Origin of the sequence: Lysinibacillus sp. FW12, from assembly GCF_050817245.1 — a bacterium.
GTDB classification, from domain to species: Bacteria; Bacillota; Bacilli; order Bacillales_A; family Planococcaceae; genus Lysinibacillus; species Lysinibacillus irui.
Genome location: NZ_CP139094.1, coordinates 3,320,453 through 3,336,111 on the forward strand (window position 1 = coordinate 3,320,453; position 15,659 = coordinate 3,336,111).

At 35.9% G+C, this 15,659-nt stretch carries 17 protein-coding genes and 1 pseudogene; 6 read left to right on the forward strand and 12 right to left on the reverse strand.

Annotation, left to right across the window (positions count from 1 at the left end; genetic code table 11):
* Window positions 1-5: 5 nt before the first annotated feature.
* Complete coding sequence (locus tag SJW71_RS17255; protein WP_429979462.1) at window positions 6-1,175, reverse strand: class I SAM-dependent methyltransferase; 1,170 nt, start codon at window positions 1,173-1,175, stop codon at window positions 6-8.
* A gap of 367 nt (window positions 1,176-1,542) precedes the next feature.
* A pseudogene (locus SJW71_RS17260) lies at window positions 1,543-1,790 on the reverse strand (aldo/keto reductase); the annotation flags it as partial.
* 422 nt (window positions 1,791-2,212) lie between these two features.
* Between SJW71_RS17260 and SJW71_RS17265 the strand changes: the two are divergent.
* Window positions 2,213-3,610 (forward strand): hypothetical protein, encoded by a 1,398-nt coding sequence (locus SJW71_RS17265; protein ID WP_274796254.1) that lies wholly within the window; start codon window positions 2,213-2,215, stop codon window positions 3,608-3,610.
* Between the two features lie 28 nt (window positions 3,611-3,638).
* Here the strand turns inward: SJW71_RS17265 and SJW71_RS17270 are convergent, their stop codons facing one another.
* Genes SJW71_RS17270 through SJW71_RS17285 form a run of 4 tightly spaced genes read right to left on the reverse strand, consistent with a single transcriptional unit; the run spans window position 3,639 to window position 5,980 of the window.
* Window positions 3,639-4,037, reverse strand: a complete 399-nt coding sequence (locus SJW71_RS17270) for a GntR family transcriptional regulator (RefSeq protein WP_431811264.1) — start codon at window positions 4,035-4,037, stop codon at window positions 3,639-3,641.
* Window positions 4,038-4,056: 19 nt separating this feature from the next.
* Window positions 4,057-4,836 (reverse strand): ABC transporter permease, encoded by a 780-nt coding sequence (locus tag SJW71_RS17275; protein ID WP_431811265.1) that lies wholly within the window; start codon window positions 4,834-4,836, stop codon window positions 4,057-4,059.
* Between the two features lie 6 nt (window positions 4,837-4,842).
* The gene (locus tag SJW71_RS17280; protein ID WP_431811266.1) at window positions 4,843-5,745 is read right to left on the reverse strand and encodes an ABC transporter ATP-binding protein; all 903 of its coding nucleotides are present in this window, start codon (window positions 5,743-5,745) and stop codon (window positions 4,843-4,845) included.
* Window positions 5,729-5,980 (reverse strand): PLD nuclease N-terminal domain-containing protein, encoded by a 252-nt coding sequence (locus tag SJW71_RS17285; RefSeq protein ID WP_431811267.1) that lies wholly within the window; start codon window positions 5,978-5,980, stop codon window positions 5,729-5,731. The genes SJW71_RS17280 and SJW71_RS17285 overlap by 17 nt, the downstream gene beginning before the upstream one ends.
* A gap of 187 nt (window positions 5,981-6,167) precedes the next feature.
* On the opposite strand from SJW71_RS17285, the gene SJW71_RS17290 reads away from it, so the two are divergent.
* Window positions 6,168-6,707 carry a transcriptional regulator gene (locus SJW71_RS17290; protein ID WP_274796249.1) on the forward strand — a complete coding sequence of 180 codons (540 nt, stop codon included), beginning with the start codon at window positions 6,168-6,170 and terminating at the stop codon, window positions 6,705-6,707.
* A 33-nt stretch (window positions 6,708-6,740) separates the two neighbouring features.
* Window positions 6,741-7,601 (forward strand): YitT family protein, encoded by an 861-nt coding sequence (locus tag SJW71_RS17295; protein WP_274796248.1) that lies wholly within the window; start codon window positions 6,741-6,743, stop codon window positions 7,599-7,601.
* Window positions 7,602-7,646: 45 nt separating this feature from the next.
* On the opposite strand, the gene SJW71_RS17300 is transcribed toward SJW71_RS17295, so the two are convergent.
* Window positions 7,647-8,837, reverse strand: a complete 1,191-nt coding sequence (locus tag SJW71_RS17300) for a YbfB/YjiJ family MFS transporter (RefSeq protein ID WP_313470526.1) — start codon at window positions 8,835-8,837, stop codon at window positions 7,647-7,649.
* A gap of 102 nt (window positions 8,838-8,939) precedes the next feature.
* Here SJW71_RS17300 and SJW71_RS17305 point away from each other — a divergent pair, with 102 nt between their 5' ends.
* Together SJW71_RS17305 and SJW71_RS17310 are read left to right on the forward strand one after the other, a co-directional pair.
* A complete protein-coding gene (locus tag SJW71_RS17305) occupies window positions 8,940-9,818 on the forward strand; it encodes a LysR family transcriptional regulator (RefSeq protein WP_431811268.1) in 879 nt (292 codons plus the stop codon).
* 136 nt (window positions 9,819-9,954) lie between these two features.
* Window positions 9,955-10,260, forward strand: a complete 306-nt coding sequence (locus SJW71_RS17310; RefSeq protein ID WP_274796245.1) for a hypothetical protein — start codon at window positions 9,955-9,957, stop codon at window positions 10,258-10,260.
* 6 nt (window positions 10,261-10,266) lie between these two features.
* Here the strand turns inward: SJW71_RS17310 and SJW71_RS17315 are convergent, their stop codons facing one another.
* Genes SJW71_RS17315 through SJW71_RS17330 form a run of 4 tightly spaced genes read right to left on the reverse strand, consistent with a single transcriptional unit; the run spans window position 10,267 to window position 13,679 of the window.
* A complete protein-coding gene (locus SJW71_RS17315; protein WP_431811269.1) occupies window positions 10,267-11,781 on the reverse strand; it encodes an ATP-binding protein in 1,515 nt (504 codons plus the stop codon).
* On the reverse strand, window positions 11,765-12,466 hold the full coding sequence (locus tag SJW71_RS17320) for a response regulator transcription factor (protein ID WP_274796243.1): 702 nt from the start codon (window positions 12,464-12,466) through the stop codon (window positions 11,765-11,767). The genes SJW71_RS17315 and SJW71_RS17320 overlap by 17 nt, the downstream gene beginning before the upstream one ends.
* A 53-nt stretch (window positions 12,467-12,519) precedes the next feature.
* Window positions 12,520-13,107, reverse strand: coding sequence for a DedA family protein (locus SJW71_RS17325; RefSeq protein ID WP_274796242.1), 588 nt, complete (start codon window positions 13,105-13,107; stop codon window positions 12,520-12,522).
* Window positions 13,107-13,679: a class I SAM-dependent methyltransferase gene (locus tag SJW71_RS17330; RefSeq protein WP_274796241.1), complete on the reverse strand. Its 573-nt coding sequence runs from the start codon at window positions 13,677-13,679 to the stop codon at window positions 13,107-13,109. Before SJW71_RS17330 ends, SJW71_RS17325 begins: the two co-directional genes overlap by 1 nt.
* 232 nt (window positions 13,680-13,911) lie before the next feature.
* On the opposite strand from SJW71_RS17330, the gene SJW71_RS17335 reads away from it, so the two are divergent.
* A complete protein-coding gene (locus tag SJW71_RS17335; RefSeq protein WP_274796240.1) occupies window positions 13,912-14,811 on the forward strand; it encodes a hypothetical protein in 900 nt (299 codons plus the stop codon).
* Between the two features lie 153 nt (window positions 14,812-14,964).
* Here the strand turns inward: SJW71_RS17335 and SJW71_RS17340 are convergent, their stop codons facing one another.
* Window positions 14,965-15,561 (reverse strand): TetR/AcrR family transcriptional regulator C-terminal domain-containing protein, encoded by a 597-nt coding sequence (locus SJW71_RS17340; RefSeq protein WP_431811270.1) that lies wholly within the window; start codon window positions 15,559-15,561, stop codon window positions 14,965-14,967.
* Window positions 15,562-15,659: the final 98 nt, after the last annotated feature.

Sequence of the window (15,659 nt, forward strand, 5' to 3'; positions counted from 1 at the left end):
TCCTCTTATTCATACATATAAGATCGCGTCATAGGAATTGAATCATTAATGCCTTTTGTAAATACAAATTGATGTAAATCAATATTACCTGTAAAGAATGAAGCTGCACAGGCATTTAAATATAAGCGCCACATACGAATGAATCGCTCATCTTTAGTCTGACGAATTTCACCTAGCGCATGTTCAAAATTTCGAGCCCAGTGTTGTAAGGTTTTACCGTAATGTCTACGTAAGCTTTCCACATCAACTATATAAAATTGTTGATTTGTCATATTGGTAATTAATTCGTTGACAGCAGGAACATATCCGCCAGGGAAAATATATTTTTCAATCCATCCATTTGTAGCACCATTCGTTGGCGATGAAATACAATGAAGCAGAGATAACCCGCCGTTATTTAATAGTGTATTCACAGTTTCAAAGTATTCCGTAATGTGATCTTTTCCTACATGTTCAATCATGCCTACACTAACAATTTTATCGAATTTACGACCTTGAATATCACGATAATCAAGTAAAGATACTTCAACCAACTCAGTAAGTCCCTCTTGCTTAATTCGCTCAGAAGTTTGTGCATATTGCTCCTCACTTAATGTTACGCCCATGGCTTTAACACCATATTGCTTTGCTGCAGCTGTGATCAGTTCACCCCATCCACAACCAATGTCCAATAAAGTATCACCTTTCTGAAGATTTAACTTCCTTAAAATATGATTTACTTTATTATGTTGAGCTGCTGTTAGAGTATCTTTATCGCTTTTGAAATATGCACAAGAATATGTCATTGTGTCATCGAGCCACAATTTATAGAAGTCGTTCCCGATATCATAATGGTGAGCAATATCTTCTTTATTTTTTTGTTTGGAGAAATTCCATTTACTTTTGAAATATTGCAATTTACTATTCCCTAAAAAACTATCCTGCTTTTTGTAAATAGATTGAATTGCTTTTTCAAGATCTCCTTGTATTTCAAGATCTCCATTCATATATGCTTCACCAAATGCAATAGAAGGGTCCATAGCAACCTCTTTTTTTGATAGAGGCTTATGGAATGTTACATGGAAACGAGGTTTTCCCTCACCATAATGTAAGGTTTCACCATTCCAAAGTGTAATTTGAACAGGGTCTGAAAAGAGATTTTTTAGTATATTTTTATAAAAAAATTCTTCAACCATTTAAACATCTCCTATTGAAAAGTTAAAAATATCTAGATGACCATGATGAGTAAAATGAAAAGGTTACTCTTATAAAGCATGGATTCCATCATTTCTTAAATCAGTAATTTAAACACAAGACATACACCTATATAGCCCTTATAGTGTGGCTCTCTACAAAGGTATACAAGCTAAGTCTTACCTATCAGTGTTATTTCAAATCAGTCTTCTTATAAAAACAGGAAATACTAAGATAAACAGCCAAGGCTTTTTTTAGCACTTGGCTGCTGAAGTATCTTTAAAATGCCATATATCTAGAAAACAGTTGTCAGTAACCAGATTATTCTAAAATCCTTTGTAAATCCTTCTAAGCCATTTCATACTCTCTTTACTTAAGATCGATTGGAAGTGGTGCATGAGGAGCTATTAGTTTTTGTTCACGCATTTCTTTCCAGAATGCTGGCGGAATACTGTATTTAATGCAGCTTTGTCTTCTGCAATTCGCTCTGGTTTACTTGCGCCAGGAATAACCGTAGCAACTGCTAGGTTCGCCAATGAAAATTGTAAAGCAGCTGACTTAATGCTGATTTGATGACGATCTGCAATACTTTTGATTTTTTCTACTTTCTTTAATAAGAAAAAGTTTACACGATAAAATACCTCATCATTCATTCTCGTCTTACAAATGTCATTATGAAATATATCTAACACAATAAAAAGTACGTACTTAAAAGTGCTATAGAAACAAAAAAGTACCTAAAAGAATGGAAAATATATCTGATAGATACCTTCTTGGTGTTCATTTATCTTGTTTAAATGTGCCTTATCTAAAGAAATTTTCTCACAATATCTACTCATTGATAAATATAGGAATAACCCCATTTCTACTACCTCTATTATGCCCCTCCTAATTACTTATGCTTCATCTCTTTTCATTAGTTATTGCGCTTATCAATTCACATTGCTGTTCATCTAAAGCGAAATTTTTCAAAATCATCACCATCTTTTTTTCTCTTCATATTCTATAGAATCAGGTCGAATATTGAGGGGGAAACGTTATGGGGATTGAATTCACAGCTCTCCATTGGATTTACGTTGTTTTTATTGTGCTCATCATCGGATTTATGGTTAAACGTCGCGATACCACCCTCATTTGTATACTTGGCATCTTTGTGCTCGCAATCGTTGCGACTGGCGATTTAACTTCGTCTATCAGTGGCGTTTTTAACAGCTTTATCTATGCCATTACAGAGCTGTTATCAACAATTCTTATTATTTCGATTATCGTTGCTATGAGTCGAGTGATGATGTCTTCAGGTATTAATGAGGTCATGGTTGCACCTTTCACAAAGATCATTAAAACACCTGCCCTTGCCTATTGGACGATTGGTCTGTTAATGATGTTAATCTCCTGGTTTTTCTGGCCATCTCCTGCAGTTGCATTATTAGGAGCTGTGCTCTTGCCTGTTGCCATTCGAGCGGGACTTCCGGCACTTGGCGTTGCTATGGCGATGAACTTATTTGGGCACGGGATTGCGTTATCAAGTGATTTTGTCATACAAGGGGCTCCAAAATTAACGGCTGATGCTGCGGGTATCCCTGTTGGAGATGTAGTTTCGGCTAGTATTCCACTCGTCATTACAATGGGCGTTGTAACCACAATTGTTGCTTATATTTTTTTACGGCGAGATATGAAGCGAGGAACGCTGCTTTTAAATACTGGCAACAACGAAGAGGAGGATGGCGAACAAGAAACTGCGGAAAATTTACTGTCAATTGGTCAAAAACGTTTCTTCGCCGTGCTTATTCCCATTGCCTTTATCTTAGACGTCATCGCTATGTCAGTATTCAATTTAACGGGCGGCGATGCAACTGCTTTAATCGGTGGAACCTCTGTTTTTATTTTACTTTTGCTTAGTGTTGTTACTCATAAAGGAGAAGGGCTCGAGAAGACGACAAGCTATTTGATTCAAGGATTCCAATTCGGCTTTAAAGTTTTCGGGCCTGTTATCCCAATCGCCGCATTCTTCTATCTTGGAGATGCTGGCTTCACACAAATTCTCGGTGACCACCTACCTGCTACCTCGCATGGTATTGTGAATGATCTTGGTGTTGGTCTTGCAGCGGTCGTCCCTTTAACAAAGGAAATTGCGGTTATCACGTTGGCGGTCGTCGGTGCCATTACTGGATTAGATGGTTCGGGCTTCTCTGGAATTTCCCTAGCAGGATCAGTTGGCAGTCTCTTTGGCAATGCCATTGGAGGGGGAACAGCCACTTTAACTGCTTTAGGGCAAATCACAGCGATTTGGGTAGGCGGCGGTACTTTGATTCCATGGGCGTTAATTCCCGCTGCTGCAATTTGTAATGTGAGCCCATTTGAATTGGCAAGACGTAACTTAATTCCTGTCGTTATTGGGCTGATTGTGACAACGATTGTAGCTGTGTTTTTAATTTAGATAAAAATGAAAAGAGATGGTCACTTTATTAGAAACCATCTCTTTCACTATCCACATAATATTTTTGTAAGTTCTTATGAAACATTTCTTTTAGTTGGCATTCGTTAATGCCTAAAATATAGGCTTCTATCATTATTTGTTCCACACTCATCGATAGTTGTTGAAGTGAAATAGTCTTTGCTTTATTAGAATCTACAGTAACAAGTGCTCTAGTATGAGGGTTAATGGTGATAATCCCCTTTTTTTGAAGCTCTTTGTAGCTTTTACGAACCGTATGAAGATTGAGGTTTATTTGTGTCGCTAACTTGCGAATAGAAGGCAAATGATCACCCTTTTTTAAATTTCCTGTCGCGATTAATAAATGCAGTTGCTGGGTAAGTTGCTGATAATAAGGAATTTTGCTCCTTCGATTTACTTTTACATTCATTTGTCGAGGAATCCTTCCATTAAAATTTCTTTTTGGCAATAAAATGATGCATGATAATCATCATTAATAGTACAAGCAACAGTGTGACAACAATAGTAACGTAATACCATGTTTCCACGTCACCTGTCACTAATATCGTTGTAGCATACAAGCTATTACTAGCAGGATTAAGTACATCTAAGAATGGATGTAAACCAGCACATAAACGACAAATAAATAAGACAGCTATACTTATTAAAGCAATAAATGGTGAACTATTAAAAAATGTGCTCATCATGGTAACAAGTGTTATGACAAATAACAGCCAAATACAATAAAATACTAAAGCTATCAATGCATGAGTTATCGGTACAGAGGTAAATAAATAAGATGTATAGCCAAAGGACATTGCATAGCCTAGAGCAATACATAGAACAGCTAAAACATAATGACTAAGGATCTTACTATTTAAGTAGGATGAGATAGAGACAGGCCTTGTGAAAATGAATGCCATCATCCCATTGGCTTTTTCTCCTTGAATAATGCCCATCGTCGCAATGGCAAGTATGATAATACCTAGTTGATCAAATTGGGAATTAAGGGTGGAGGCAAGCACTTCTTGTCCCTTTGGCTTTGCCAATGTAGGATCAATCATAATCCCTTCAATCCCACCCATTGATTGTAAAATAGCAGGCAAGAAATGCATCATGATCGGTTGAGTTAAGCCTAGTAGGATAAATACAATTGGTAACCAAACTACTTTATATTCCTTTGTCATTTGATTGATTTCTTTTTTACTTAATGCTAAAAACGTATTCACTCCACGTCACACCACCAATTCTAAAAATATTTCTTCTAAGCTTTCTTGAAAGCCAAGATCAAACTTTGTAAATAACACGTTTGAATCCAAGCCGTACTGTAGCAATCGATGGGCATCCGCTTCCAATTGATTAACGTATACTTTAAAACCATCACCACTACTTTCGATTCTCTTTACATACGGTAAATGTTCAATCGTTGTGAGCCACTTAACATCTTTCTTTTGAATCATTAAAAAGATAGCTGAGTCTTGATAGCGATTAAGTAACTCTAATTTCGACGCATCTTCTATTTTGTAACCATTTTTAATCACGACAAAGCGTTCGCAAATTTCCTCTACATCACTTAATATATGGGTGGAAAATAATATGGTCGTATCTTTTTTTATGTCGTTTAATAAATTCAATACTTCACGTCTACCTATGGGATCTAGCGCTGATACTGGTTCATCCATAATGATGAAAGCTGGCTTGTGTAATAAAGCTTGTGCGATGCCAAGACGCTGTTTCATTCCTCCTGAAAATGTTCCGACATGAGCATGTGCTTCTTTCCCTAAGCCCACTTTTTCTAAAAGAAATGGAATGTCCTTTTGTAGTTGATTTTTCGAAATACCAGAAAGTGTCCCCATAAAGGATAAAGTTTCAAATGCTGTCATCCAGGAGAAAAAATTAGGATACTGTGGTAAATAACCGATTTTGTTTTTCATCTTTGAAATTTTTTGTCCATCAAGTACAATGTCTCCTTCATCTGCATTAAGAATGTCAGCAATGATTTGAATTAATGTGGTTTTCCCTGCCCCGTTTGGTCCAATAAGTCCTACACATTCATTCGTATCGATAACCATTGAAAAATTATTCACAGCCGTCTTATATTTAAACTTTTTTGTAATATTATTAATTTCTAAGCGCATGTTTATTTACATCCTTTCTGCCAATCACGAAATATAGAACAGAACCAATTGTATTAAAGAATAAAATAATAATTGCCCACATCAGTATATTTTCTCTCGTCTCTCGGTGCCGATATAAATCGACTAGTGCAACAACGATAAGTAAAAATCCTACGAATAAAAAAGGTAAAAGGATTGGTAGTATACTTGCCCAATCAATTTGACCTAAGTCTTCAAAACGGTAATGTAATTTCATCTTAATATAGCCCCTTTCATTATCGTTATCGATAATGATAACAGAAATCTTAAAAAATTACATTACCTTTTTACTGTACATCTCAAAAAAAAATCTATAGTATATTTTTTGATAATGTTCTCATATTGATAACATTTGATTGCTTCCCTTGATACTATCTCATTTTATCTGATAGGAGGATCGATTTATGCGTAATAAAGCAGAGGTATTAATGCACCCTGTGAGAATGAAAATTTTACAAGCTCTTATGCACAATAAAGAAGAAGGCTTAAGCACTTTAGAGATGATTTCTGTTATTAAGGATGTACCCCAGGCTACTTTATATCGGCATATCCAAATTTTAGTGGATGAAAACATCATAAAAATTGTGAAAGAGCGTAAAGTACGTTCTGTTACAGAGAAGTTTTATGCATTAAATGAAGGAGCAGCAAAACTTAGTAAGGAGGATTGGACACAACTTTCAACCAAGCAAAAGTTAAATTATATTTCTTACTATCAATTAGCTTTACTTTCTCAATATCAAAATTATTTACAATCCCTTGATGAAAAAGAAAGTACTGCAGATTTAGCAACTTTTTCTTTCATTGATTTGACATTAACAACGGAGCAATTCAAGAACTTTGATAATGAATTAAACGAATTATTAACTAAATACTATAATATGGCCGACTCAACTAAAGGTTCTGAAACAAAAACGATTGCTTTAAATATTATTCCAAAACCTTAGGTAGTATTTTACGTAAAGAAATGGAGAAGATTTATGAAAAAAGGAAAGTTACTTCAAAACATAAGAAAATTAATCATGATTATTATTGGCGCAGTTATTGCGGCGTACGGATTAGAAGCTGTTTTAATTCCTAATGATGTTATTGATGGTGGTGTTACGGGTTTAAGTATTATGGGCGCTCACCTCTTTGGCATTCCGTTAGGCGTACTGCTCTTTGTACTAAATATTCCGTTCATTTATATCGGCTACAAGCAAGTAGGAAAAACATTTGCCTTAATGAGTTGTGCTGGTATCGCAGCATTATCCATTTCTACGGTTCTTTTACATGATGTCAAAACCATTTTAGGACCAAATGATCCCTTACTGATTGTCTTATCTGGTGGTATGCTACTTGGTGTTGGTATTGGTATTGTCTTACGAAACGGTGGAGCTTTAGATGGTTCCGAGGTGTTAGCCGTACTATTATCACGTAAGATTCCATTTTCAGTCGGTGATATTATATTATTTATCAATGCCTTTATTTTCTTAGGGGCAAGCTTTATTTTCGGCTTAGAAAGCGCATTATACTCAGCATTAACATACTATATTGCAAAAAATGTTATTGATATAATCCAAGTTGGTTTAGAAAAATCAAAAGAAGTACGTGTGGTCAGTGCAAAATCTGAGGAAATTGGTGATGCCATCCAAGCACGCCTAGGTCGTGGTGTTACCTATACACATGGACGAGGTGGTTTCTCCAATGAACCAACTGAAATTTTAAATTGTGTCATTAACCGTATGGAAGAAAATAAATTAGTTTCGATTATTAAAGATATTGATGACGGTGCATTTGTTGTTATTTCCGATGTTTCGGAGGTTCGCGGCGGTAACTTCAAGAAGCGAGATATCCATTAATATAAAAGTAAGTAAGGCTTCTATAGTCTTACTTACTTTTTTTGTTTATTTACTTACTGGAGAGGTTACAGTTTCATGTGTTTCATATTTTAGGCCACCGATTAAACAGAAAGCTCCAATAGCTACGACTACTGCAGCACTAATCAATGCATAGTGATAGCTATTGGTTATATTGGCAAGCTTTCCTGCAATGGATGGCCCAATCATTTGTCCAAATGCATAGCCAGCCGTTAAATAACCTAAAATTTTATGGCTATTAATAGGAGCTATATGTCTTGCTAGCGTTGTACTAACTGTTGTGATGCCCATAAAAGTAGCGCCAAAAATAAAGGCACTAGCATAGAGTGTAATCGTATTCGAGGCAAATGCAGGTAAAATAATCCCAACTGCTTGAACGATCATGGATACAAATAATGTTTTTACATAACCATACTGCTGCGCTAGCTTTGACCATACGAAGCACGATGGAATGGCAGCTATTCCCACAACAAACCAGACAAAGGCAGCATCCCCATTAAAGCTTGTTGATTCTCGCGCAATCGATACAATAAAAGTACCTGTGACAATATAACCTAGCCCTTCTAAACTATAGGACATCATTAACCACTTCATCCATTTCTTTGGTGGAGTTCTCTTCGATGTAGTGGGTTCATGTATCCGTTGTTGTTCACTTGGCCTAATAGGTTTGATGAATAGTACGATAATGCCAAACAATAGAATACAAAACAAAGCTAACGCAATCCATGTGCCATTCCAATGGTAGATTGCCTGTATGGGTGACACAATAATGGCACTTAATGCAATCCCTACACCAACCCCACTATAGAAAAATCCTGATAAATGCATTTTACTACTACTAGCCAACTGATCGAGTACAAGACTAGCAATCACTACAAAAATAAAAGCGCTCACTACTCCAGAGATAAACCGAAGTATATACCATAAAACAACATTATCTGTAAAGCCCATAAATGCAGTTGTAAGAATGCTAATAATTAGCCCTATTTGCAAAAACGGAATACGTTTATTCTCTAAGGTTAAACGACCTGCCACTATTGCCCCTATTAGATAGCCTAAATAGTTGCTTGTTGCTAAATAACCAGCAGTCGAACGGCTAAATTCAACTGTTTCTTGCATATAAGGTAAAATGACCGTATAGGAAAAACGACCAATGCCCATGGCAATGATCAAAGAAAAAATACCACCTATTAAATATTGAACTGTTTGTTTGTGCATCGTATCACTCCTTCTCTTCTCCACTATATCGAATAATTAGCTATCACAAATATGTTCAATTCGTTATAATTAGTATCAAAAAAATTGATAGCTGGAGGGCCAATGAATATTAATGATTTAAAGATCTTTCGAACAGTCGTCCAAGCAGGGAGTTTTTCAAAAGCTGCTACAGCACTTAATTACACGCAATCAAATATCTCTATGAAAATCCAAAATCTTGAGGCTATGTATCATACAACATTTTTTTATCGGGGGCATCGAGGCATTCAACTAACACCTAAAGGGGAACAATTTTACGAACTGGTATTAAAGATGCTTCATCTCTATGATACATCGTTTGAGATTTTACAAAATACAGAGGAACAAAGAGGAATTTTGCGCATTGGTTCAATGGAAACTACAGCAGCACTTCACTTACCAGCACTGTTAACACCATTCCATCAAGCCCATGAACAGGTTGATATCACTATATTGACTAGTCCATCTCAGCATAATATTGAACGGTTAGAAAACTATGAAATAGATGGTGCATTCGTGACCGGGCCTGTATATAAAGAAAATATATTGGTGAAGGAGTTTATCTGTGAAGAGCTTGTTTTTATCACATCTTCTAAGCATAAGCCCATTAAAAATTTGAGAGACTTAGAGGGTAGCACTGTGATTACGTTCCGAAATGGCTGTTCCTATCGAGCCATTTTGGAGCATTGGTTACACGAAGACGGAGTACGTCCTCAAAATAGAATGGAATTTGGTACGCTTGATGGTATAATTGGCTGCGTTGCTGCTGGATTAGGTATTACTTTACTTCCTCGTGCTATTGCGGAAAAATATATGGCAACACAAACACTAACTCTGCACGAATTAACGAATAAGCAAGCACATATTCCTACCTGGTTTATTTATCGTAAGGATGATGTACAATCACCAATACTTCAATATTTTTTAGAATCAATAGACGCGTATGACTATCCATCAGTTTGAGTGTTCTATCTATTATTTTCATTACTAAAAGAGCTGTTCAGTAGATTTCCCCCACTGAACAGCTCTTTTCATGTTTTCCTTTGACGGCTGAACGTAATTCCTTTAGGCTTTAATTAGATATAGAAAGGAGCTTTTTATGGATATTTTTATCGCTAGTAACCGCCAATTACCTATCCGTTATTATGTGCAAGAATCGGTCTGGATTCGTCGCGGGGGCAGTACAAAACTTCCCGATGTAACATTGCCATTTTTTGTAGAGGTAGAAATGAAACATCCTCATAATTTAGCCATTATTAGAGACTATATTTTTGACTTTCAACGACAGTACAAGCAGACAGAAATTCAACTTTTAATAAAGGACATAGCTCACTTAGCAACCATGCAGGAAATGCTTTCACACGTTAAGCAAATCCATCATACCATCACCATTTACCCACTGTGATTTGGATTAAGTCGTTAATGGCAATGTGATAATAAAGTACAATGTCTTATTTTTATATGTAGCGTGAATGGTTCCTCCGTGAAGCTCCACAATGCTTTTGGCAATCGCTAGACCCAGCCCAGAGCCTTCTGTTACATTCGTTCTTGACTGATCCTTTTTATAAAACCTCTCAAATAAACTATCAAGCTCTTCTGGTGTAAAGGCGTCACTTTGATTTGCTACACCAATACGCACATGATCGCCTTGCCCTTCAAGAGAAACGATTATTTTTCCGTCACCCGTACTATAGTTAATCGCATTGATTAATAAATTATCAAACACACGAACAATTTTTTCTGAATCAAGCGCCGCAAAAACTCGCTCTTCTGAAAAATGCTTCTTAAAAATGCGTTGTTTCTCCTCTGCAAGTGGCACTAATTCCTCCATTAATTGATCGAGTAGCTCATTTAAACAGACTTGTTGTCGCACTAAAGCATTTTTATCATTTGTTAGCTTTGTATATTCAAATAAATCATCAATTAAATTTTTTAATTGCTCGGATTTAGAAAAGGCTATTTTCAAATATTCGTCGTATTGCTCTTTTGTCTCATATTTTTCCTCTCTTAATAGCCGTAGGTAACCCATTATGGAGGTAAGCGGTGTTCTCAGATCATGTGAAACATTTGTAATGAGCTCATTTTTCTGTTGCTCAATTTTCCTTTCCATTTCGATACTTGTCATGATTTCTTCTGCCATTTGGTTAATATTATCTGTTAATAAAGCAATTTCATCCTGCCCTTTTTTCTCAATGCGAAAGGCTAAATTCCCCTTTGCTATTTCCAATACCCCCTCTGCTAACGCTTCTATTTGATTCATTTTGCGCTTGGTTATATAGAAGAACGATACAATAAATAAAATAATACCAATGAAAAAAGGTATAGGTCCTTCACTCGTACTTGTAATGGCTTCACCTTGTGGAAGGCCACTTACGAAAAAATAATAGTTTTTATCTTGCAAGGTCAGAGGTACTAATGTTGAAAATTCTCTACGAGAAGTTTCAATCGTATCAGGATACGCTTGATCAAACGGCTGATTAATTGTAAAATCCATGACCTTTCTAATTTCTTCATGTAAATCAATTTGTGACTCTTTTACCTGCTTTGTTTTATATAAAACCTTCCCTACCTCATCTGTTACTACAATTTTTAAAGCATTCTGGTCACTTTCGAAATTTTCATCTTCTTGTTCAATCAATTGCCTCAACACATTCACATTATTTTCTTGGGTCGCTAATTTTGCTGTATCTTGTGCCTGATAATACATCATCTTCATACTGTAGCTATAATCAACGATGACAGTGTCATTAATATTCTCAAATAAAGGGAGGACTGCCCGTGATACTAAAAAGCTTCCAAGTGCACATAAAATAAAGGTTGTAAATAATTGAATTCTAATGCTGCGCTCTATATTATTCTTTATTTTTCTGTAAATACGCTGGAGGGGCCCCAGTAGTTTTAAGAATAGCCTAAAGATCTTTTTCAACTTTATATCCTACTCCCCAGACAGTTTTGATATATTGTGGATTTCTTGGATTTGTTTCAATACGTTCACGAATTTTTCGTATATGTACCATCACTGTATTTTCTGATTGGAAAGCTTCCTCTTTCCAAACCTTTTCATAGATTTGCTCTGCGCTCATCACGATGCCCGGATTACTTACAAGTAGTTCCAAAATAGCAAACTCTCTTGGTGTTAATTTTACTTTTTCATTGTTAACAAAGACTTCATGAGTCGCTGTATTGAGACGCAAATCACCGATTTCCATTTCCTCACCATTGCTATTATTTAAGCCATTCATTTTAAGATAGCGCCGAAGCTGTGATTTAATGCGTGCAATCAACTCTAATGGATTAAAGGGCTTTGTCACATAATCATCAGCCCCTATTGTTAAACCAACAATTTTATCCATATCCTGTGACTTTGCAGTAAGCATGATAATCGGCATTTCCGCTACTTCTCTTACCTTCATACACATTTCTATACCATCCACTTTAGGCATCATTAAATCGAGTACTATTAAATGTACCTGATGCTTCTTCAGTAGCTGCAAGCCTTCTTCCCCATCACATGCCTCTAGCACATGATAGCCCTCATTTTTCAAATAAATAGCGATAAGATTTCTTATCTCTTTTTCATCATCAACAATTAAAATTGTTTCATTACTCATCTAACCCCACCATACCTCAAATATTTTACTAATAGGAATGTTCCCTATTTTAACTATTTTTTTAATTTTCGAATATAAAAATAATAAAGCAAGCTGATTATGACGATGACGATACCTAAATAGATACCATATTTAGTAGCAAGCAAAGAAATATACTCAATCTGGCTACCAAATAAGTGCCCAAGTATGAAATAAATTAATGTCCAAACAAAGCCTGTTGTATACGAGAATATGGCATAAGTTTTAAAGGACATATGATTCATCCCGACCAAGTACGGAAGAATATGTCTAACAATCGGGATAAAATAACTAAAGACTAAAGCAAAACGCCCATATTTATCAAGCAAATCTTTGGATTGCAATAAATACTTTGCTTTTTTCTTTTTCATAAGTTTATCGAGCACTCGTTGACCAAATTGTCTACCTAGAACATACCCTAGTGAAAGGCCTGAAACAACACCTAAATAAGTAATTAGAAAGGATTTCCATACACTCATTGTATCTAATGACGATAAAAAACCACCACTCATTACAATCATCTCATCCGGGAGTGGCATCCCGATAATGCCTAGCCATAAACTGAAAAACAATGCAAAATAGCCATATTGATCAATAAATAGTAAGAGATCCTGCAACTCCATTAGCTTACCCTCGTATTTCCAAGTTGACAGCTAAAGACATATGCTGGGGGCATATTGATCCACACTTTTTCATGTGAGATCTCCGCGAAATAGCGTTGGAAGAATGCTTTTTTCACAAGTGAATATTGGAACGTGATGAATTTCCCATCATCCAAACAATCCTTCACATTATTTAAAATGCAACATGATACTTCTGACTTTAAAGATGTAAATGGTAGCCCAGAGATAACATAGTCTATTTTTTCAATATGCAACTCGTCTATATATTGCTTCATATTTTCTGCAGAGCCATTGATTACAATAACATAGGCCTCATGAGCGAACTGTTGACGTAATTTCTCGCAAAAATTCGGATTATGTTCAATGAGTACAAGCCATGTAGCTGGCTTTTTTCTTTTCACAAGCTCCTTTGTAAAAGAGCCCATTCCTGGTCCTAGCTCGACAATACATTGTGCAGTTTCAAAACAAATAGGTTGTATCATTTTATAAGCTAATTTTTTAGAGCTCGGGGAAATTGCTCCAATTGTTTTAGGATGTTTTATAAATTCAGTAAGAAAGGTAATAAATTGCATGAAAATTTCTCCTCACTTTGCATTCATGTAGATGGTTCTAACTATAAAGAGCATTTCTTAACGAATTGCGAGGAGAATTCTTAAAATTTTCTTAAGAGTCATAAAAGCTTAAAAGGTAATTCGTTCTAATGATTATTTCCTACATAAAATAGGCATACAATTGCTTCCAATCGAATAGAAACCTATATAGAGAACAATTAGTCAGGGGAAAAATAAAGTGGGGTGTGAAAGGATGCTTAAAGTAAATGATGCAAAAGAATTGGTACTCGGAATTGTGCAAGATGACCCATTGTTTGTTGCACTACAACATACGCCTTTAGAGGAGAACCTCTATAATGATGCCTATCTAGCAGACATCGATGAATCCAAACACTATACAATAGCAGAAGTCGCGGGCTGGTTTAATATCACAGACGCTATGCTTCGCTACTATTTAAAACCGTTTGAGCAATATGTATTTGACAATGCTTCACCGAACGTACATGGGAATATCCGTTTAAACTTGCCTGCTATCGTAAGGCTAAGAATGATTTTGTTACTGAAGGATGAGTATCGTGTGAGAGGGATAAAATTATTGCTAGGTCTTGATGATAACGGTCAGTTACTTAAACATCAAATTACGGCAACGACCATGGATTCAGAGGATCTAACCCATAAAATTGATGTTCTTGGAAACGTCCTACAACAAATGATCCAAACAGGGCTCTTTCAAATTTTGCCGAATGAAGAGCAAGGGACGTTACAAGTTAACATTAATCAGGACTTTCTTGTCGAAAACATTCAACGCTTATCGACTGATTCAGTCCTTCAAGTGGAAGAAATTCAAAAAGAAACGTTAGAACTAAAGCAGGAAAACGAGCATCTCCAAAAGCAAATTACCGAGCTACAAGAAAACAGTGTAAAGGATATTGTGCAAAAAATTAGAGAGCGTCATATTGAAAATGAAATTGTCTCTACACTACGTACAGAAGCATTACAGGAATTTTCAACGAACAATAAAATTAGCTTTTTCACCAAGATGTTCAAATCCGCCCAAATCGAGATGGAAAAAGAGCAGTTTGTCCTAAGCTATATTTCCAAGCATTTAGAAGAGCGTTTAGAAGTTGCGTTGAACGAATACTATGAAAAATAAAGCAAATACTAGTAGAACATGAGTGAGACTATTTAAAATAGTCCCAATCATGTTCTTTTTATTAGATCATGATATTACCTGCTCGATGCTGTGAAAATATAATGTATTCATATAGTCAATCAGGTTCCCTGAATCTATATCAGATTTTCACCCTTACGTATTGGCTACAACATTCCCTAAGAAACGCAATAATCGGAAATGGAGAGAAACCATTTCATCTACGGTTAAGTTCTCATTACCCTTGTCTAACCACTCCTGAATTACCCCCAAAATGGCAGATGCGATAAAGGCTTGTAGGTATTGCTGAAATTCTGGATCTTGCACTTCCTCGCGTATAACGGATAATCTATCTAATATATGATTGCCAAAGATTGTTTTCATTTTTTGTGTAAAGCCCGGACTTCCTTGCTCTCCTAATAGCATACGAAAGGCTGGGGCATGTTCCTTTATGCAGGCTATAACATTAATAAATGGTTGATACAGTTGGCCCATTTTTAATGTTTGAAAAGCATCGACTGGTTGAACATGCTTCACATAGCGTTCTAATTCCACTAAGAGCTCTTGTTGCAAATCCTCCATTACGGCATATTTATCCGCATAGTGTAGATAAAACGTTCCACGATTAATTTGAGCTGCTAATGCTAATTTTTTTACGGTCACACGTTCAAAGGCCACTTCCTCTACTTGCAGAATCAGTGCCTTTTTAATGGCTTGCTTCGTTTCAAAATTCATTTTTTCATGTACCGACACACAAATTCCCTCCATTTACTTAACACATGCTGGCAAACTGTTGATTGTATTTGCTCACATGCTACCGTAAAATTTTTATCAAATCAACATTGTGTTCA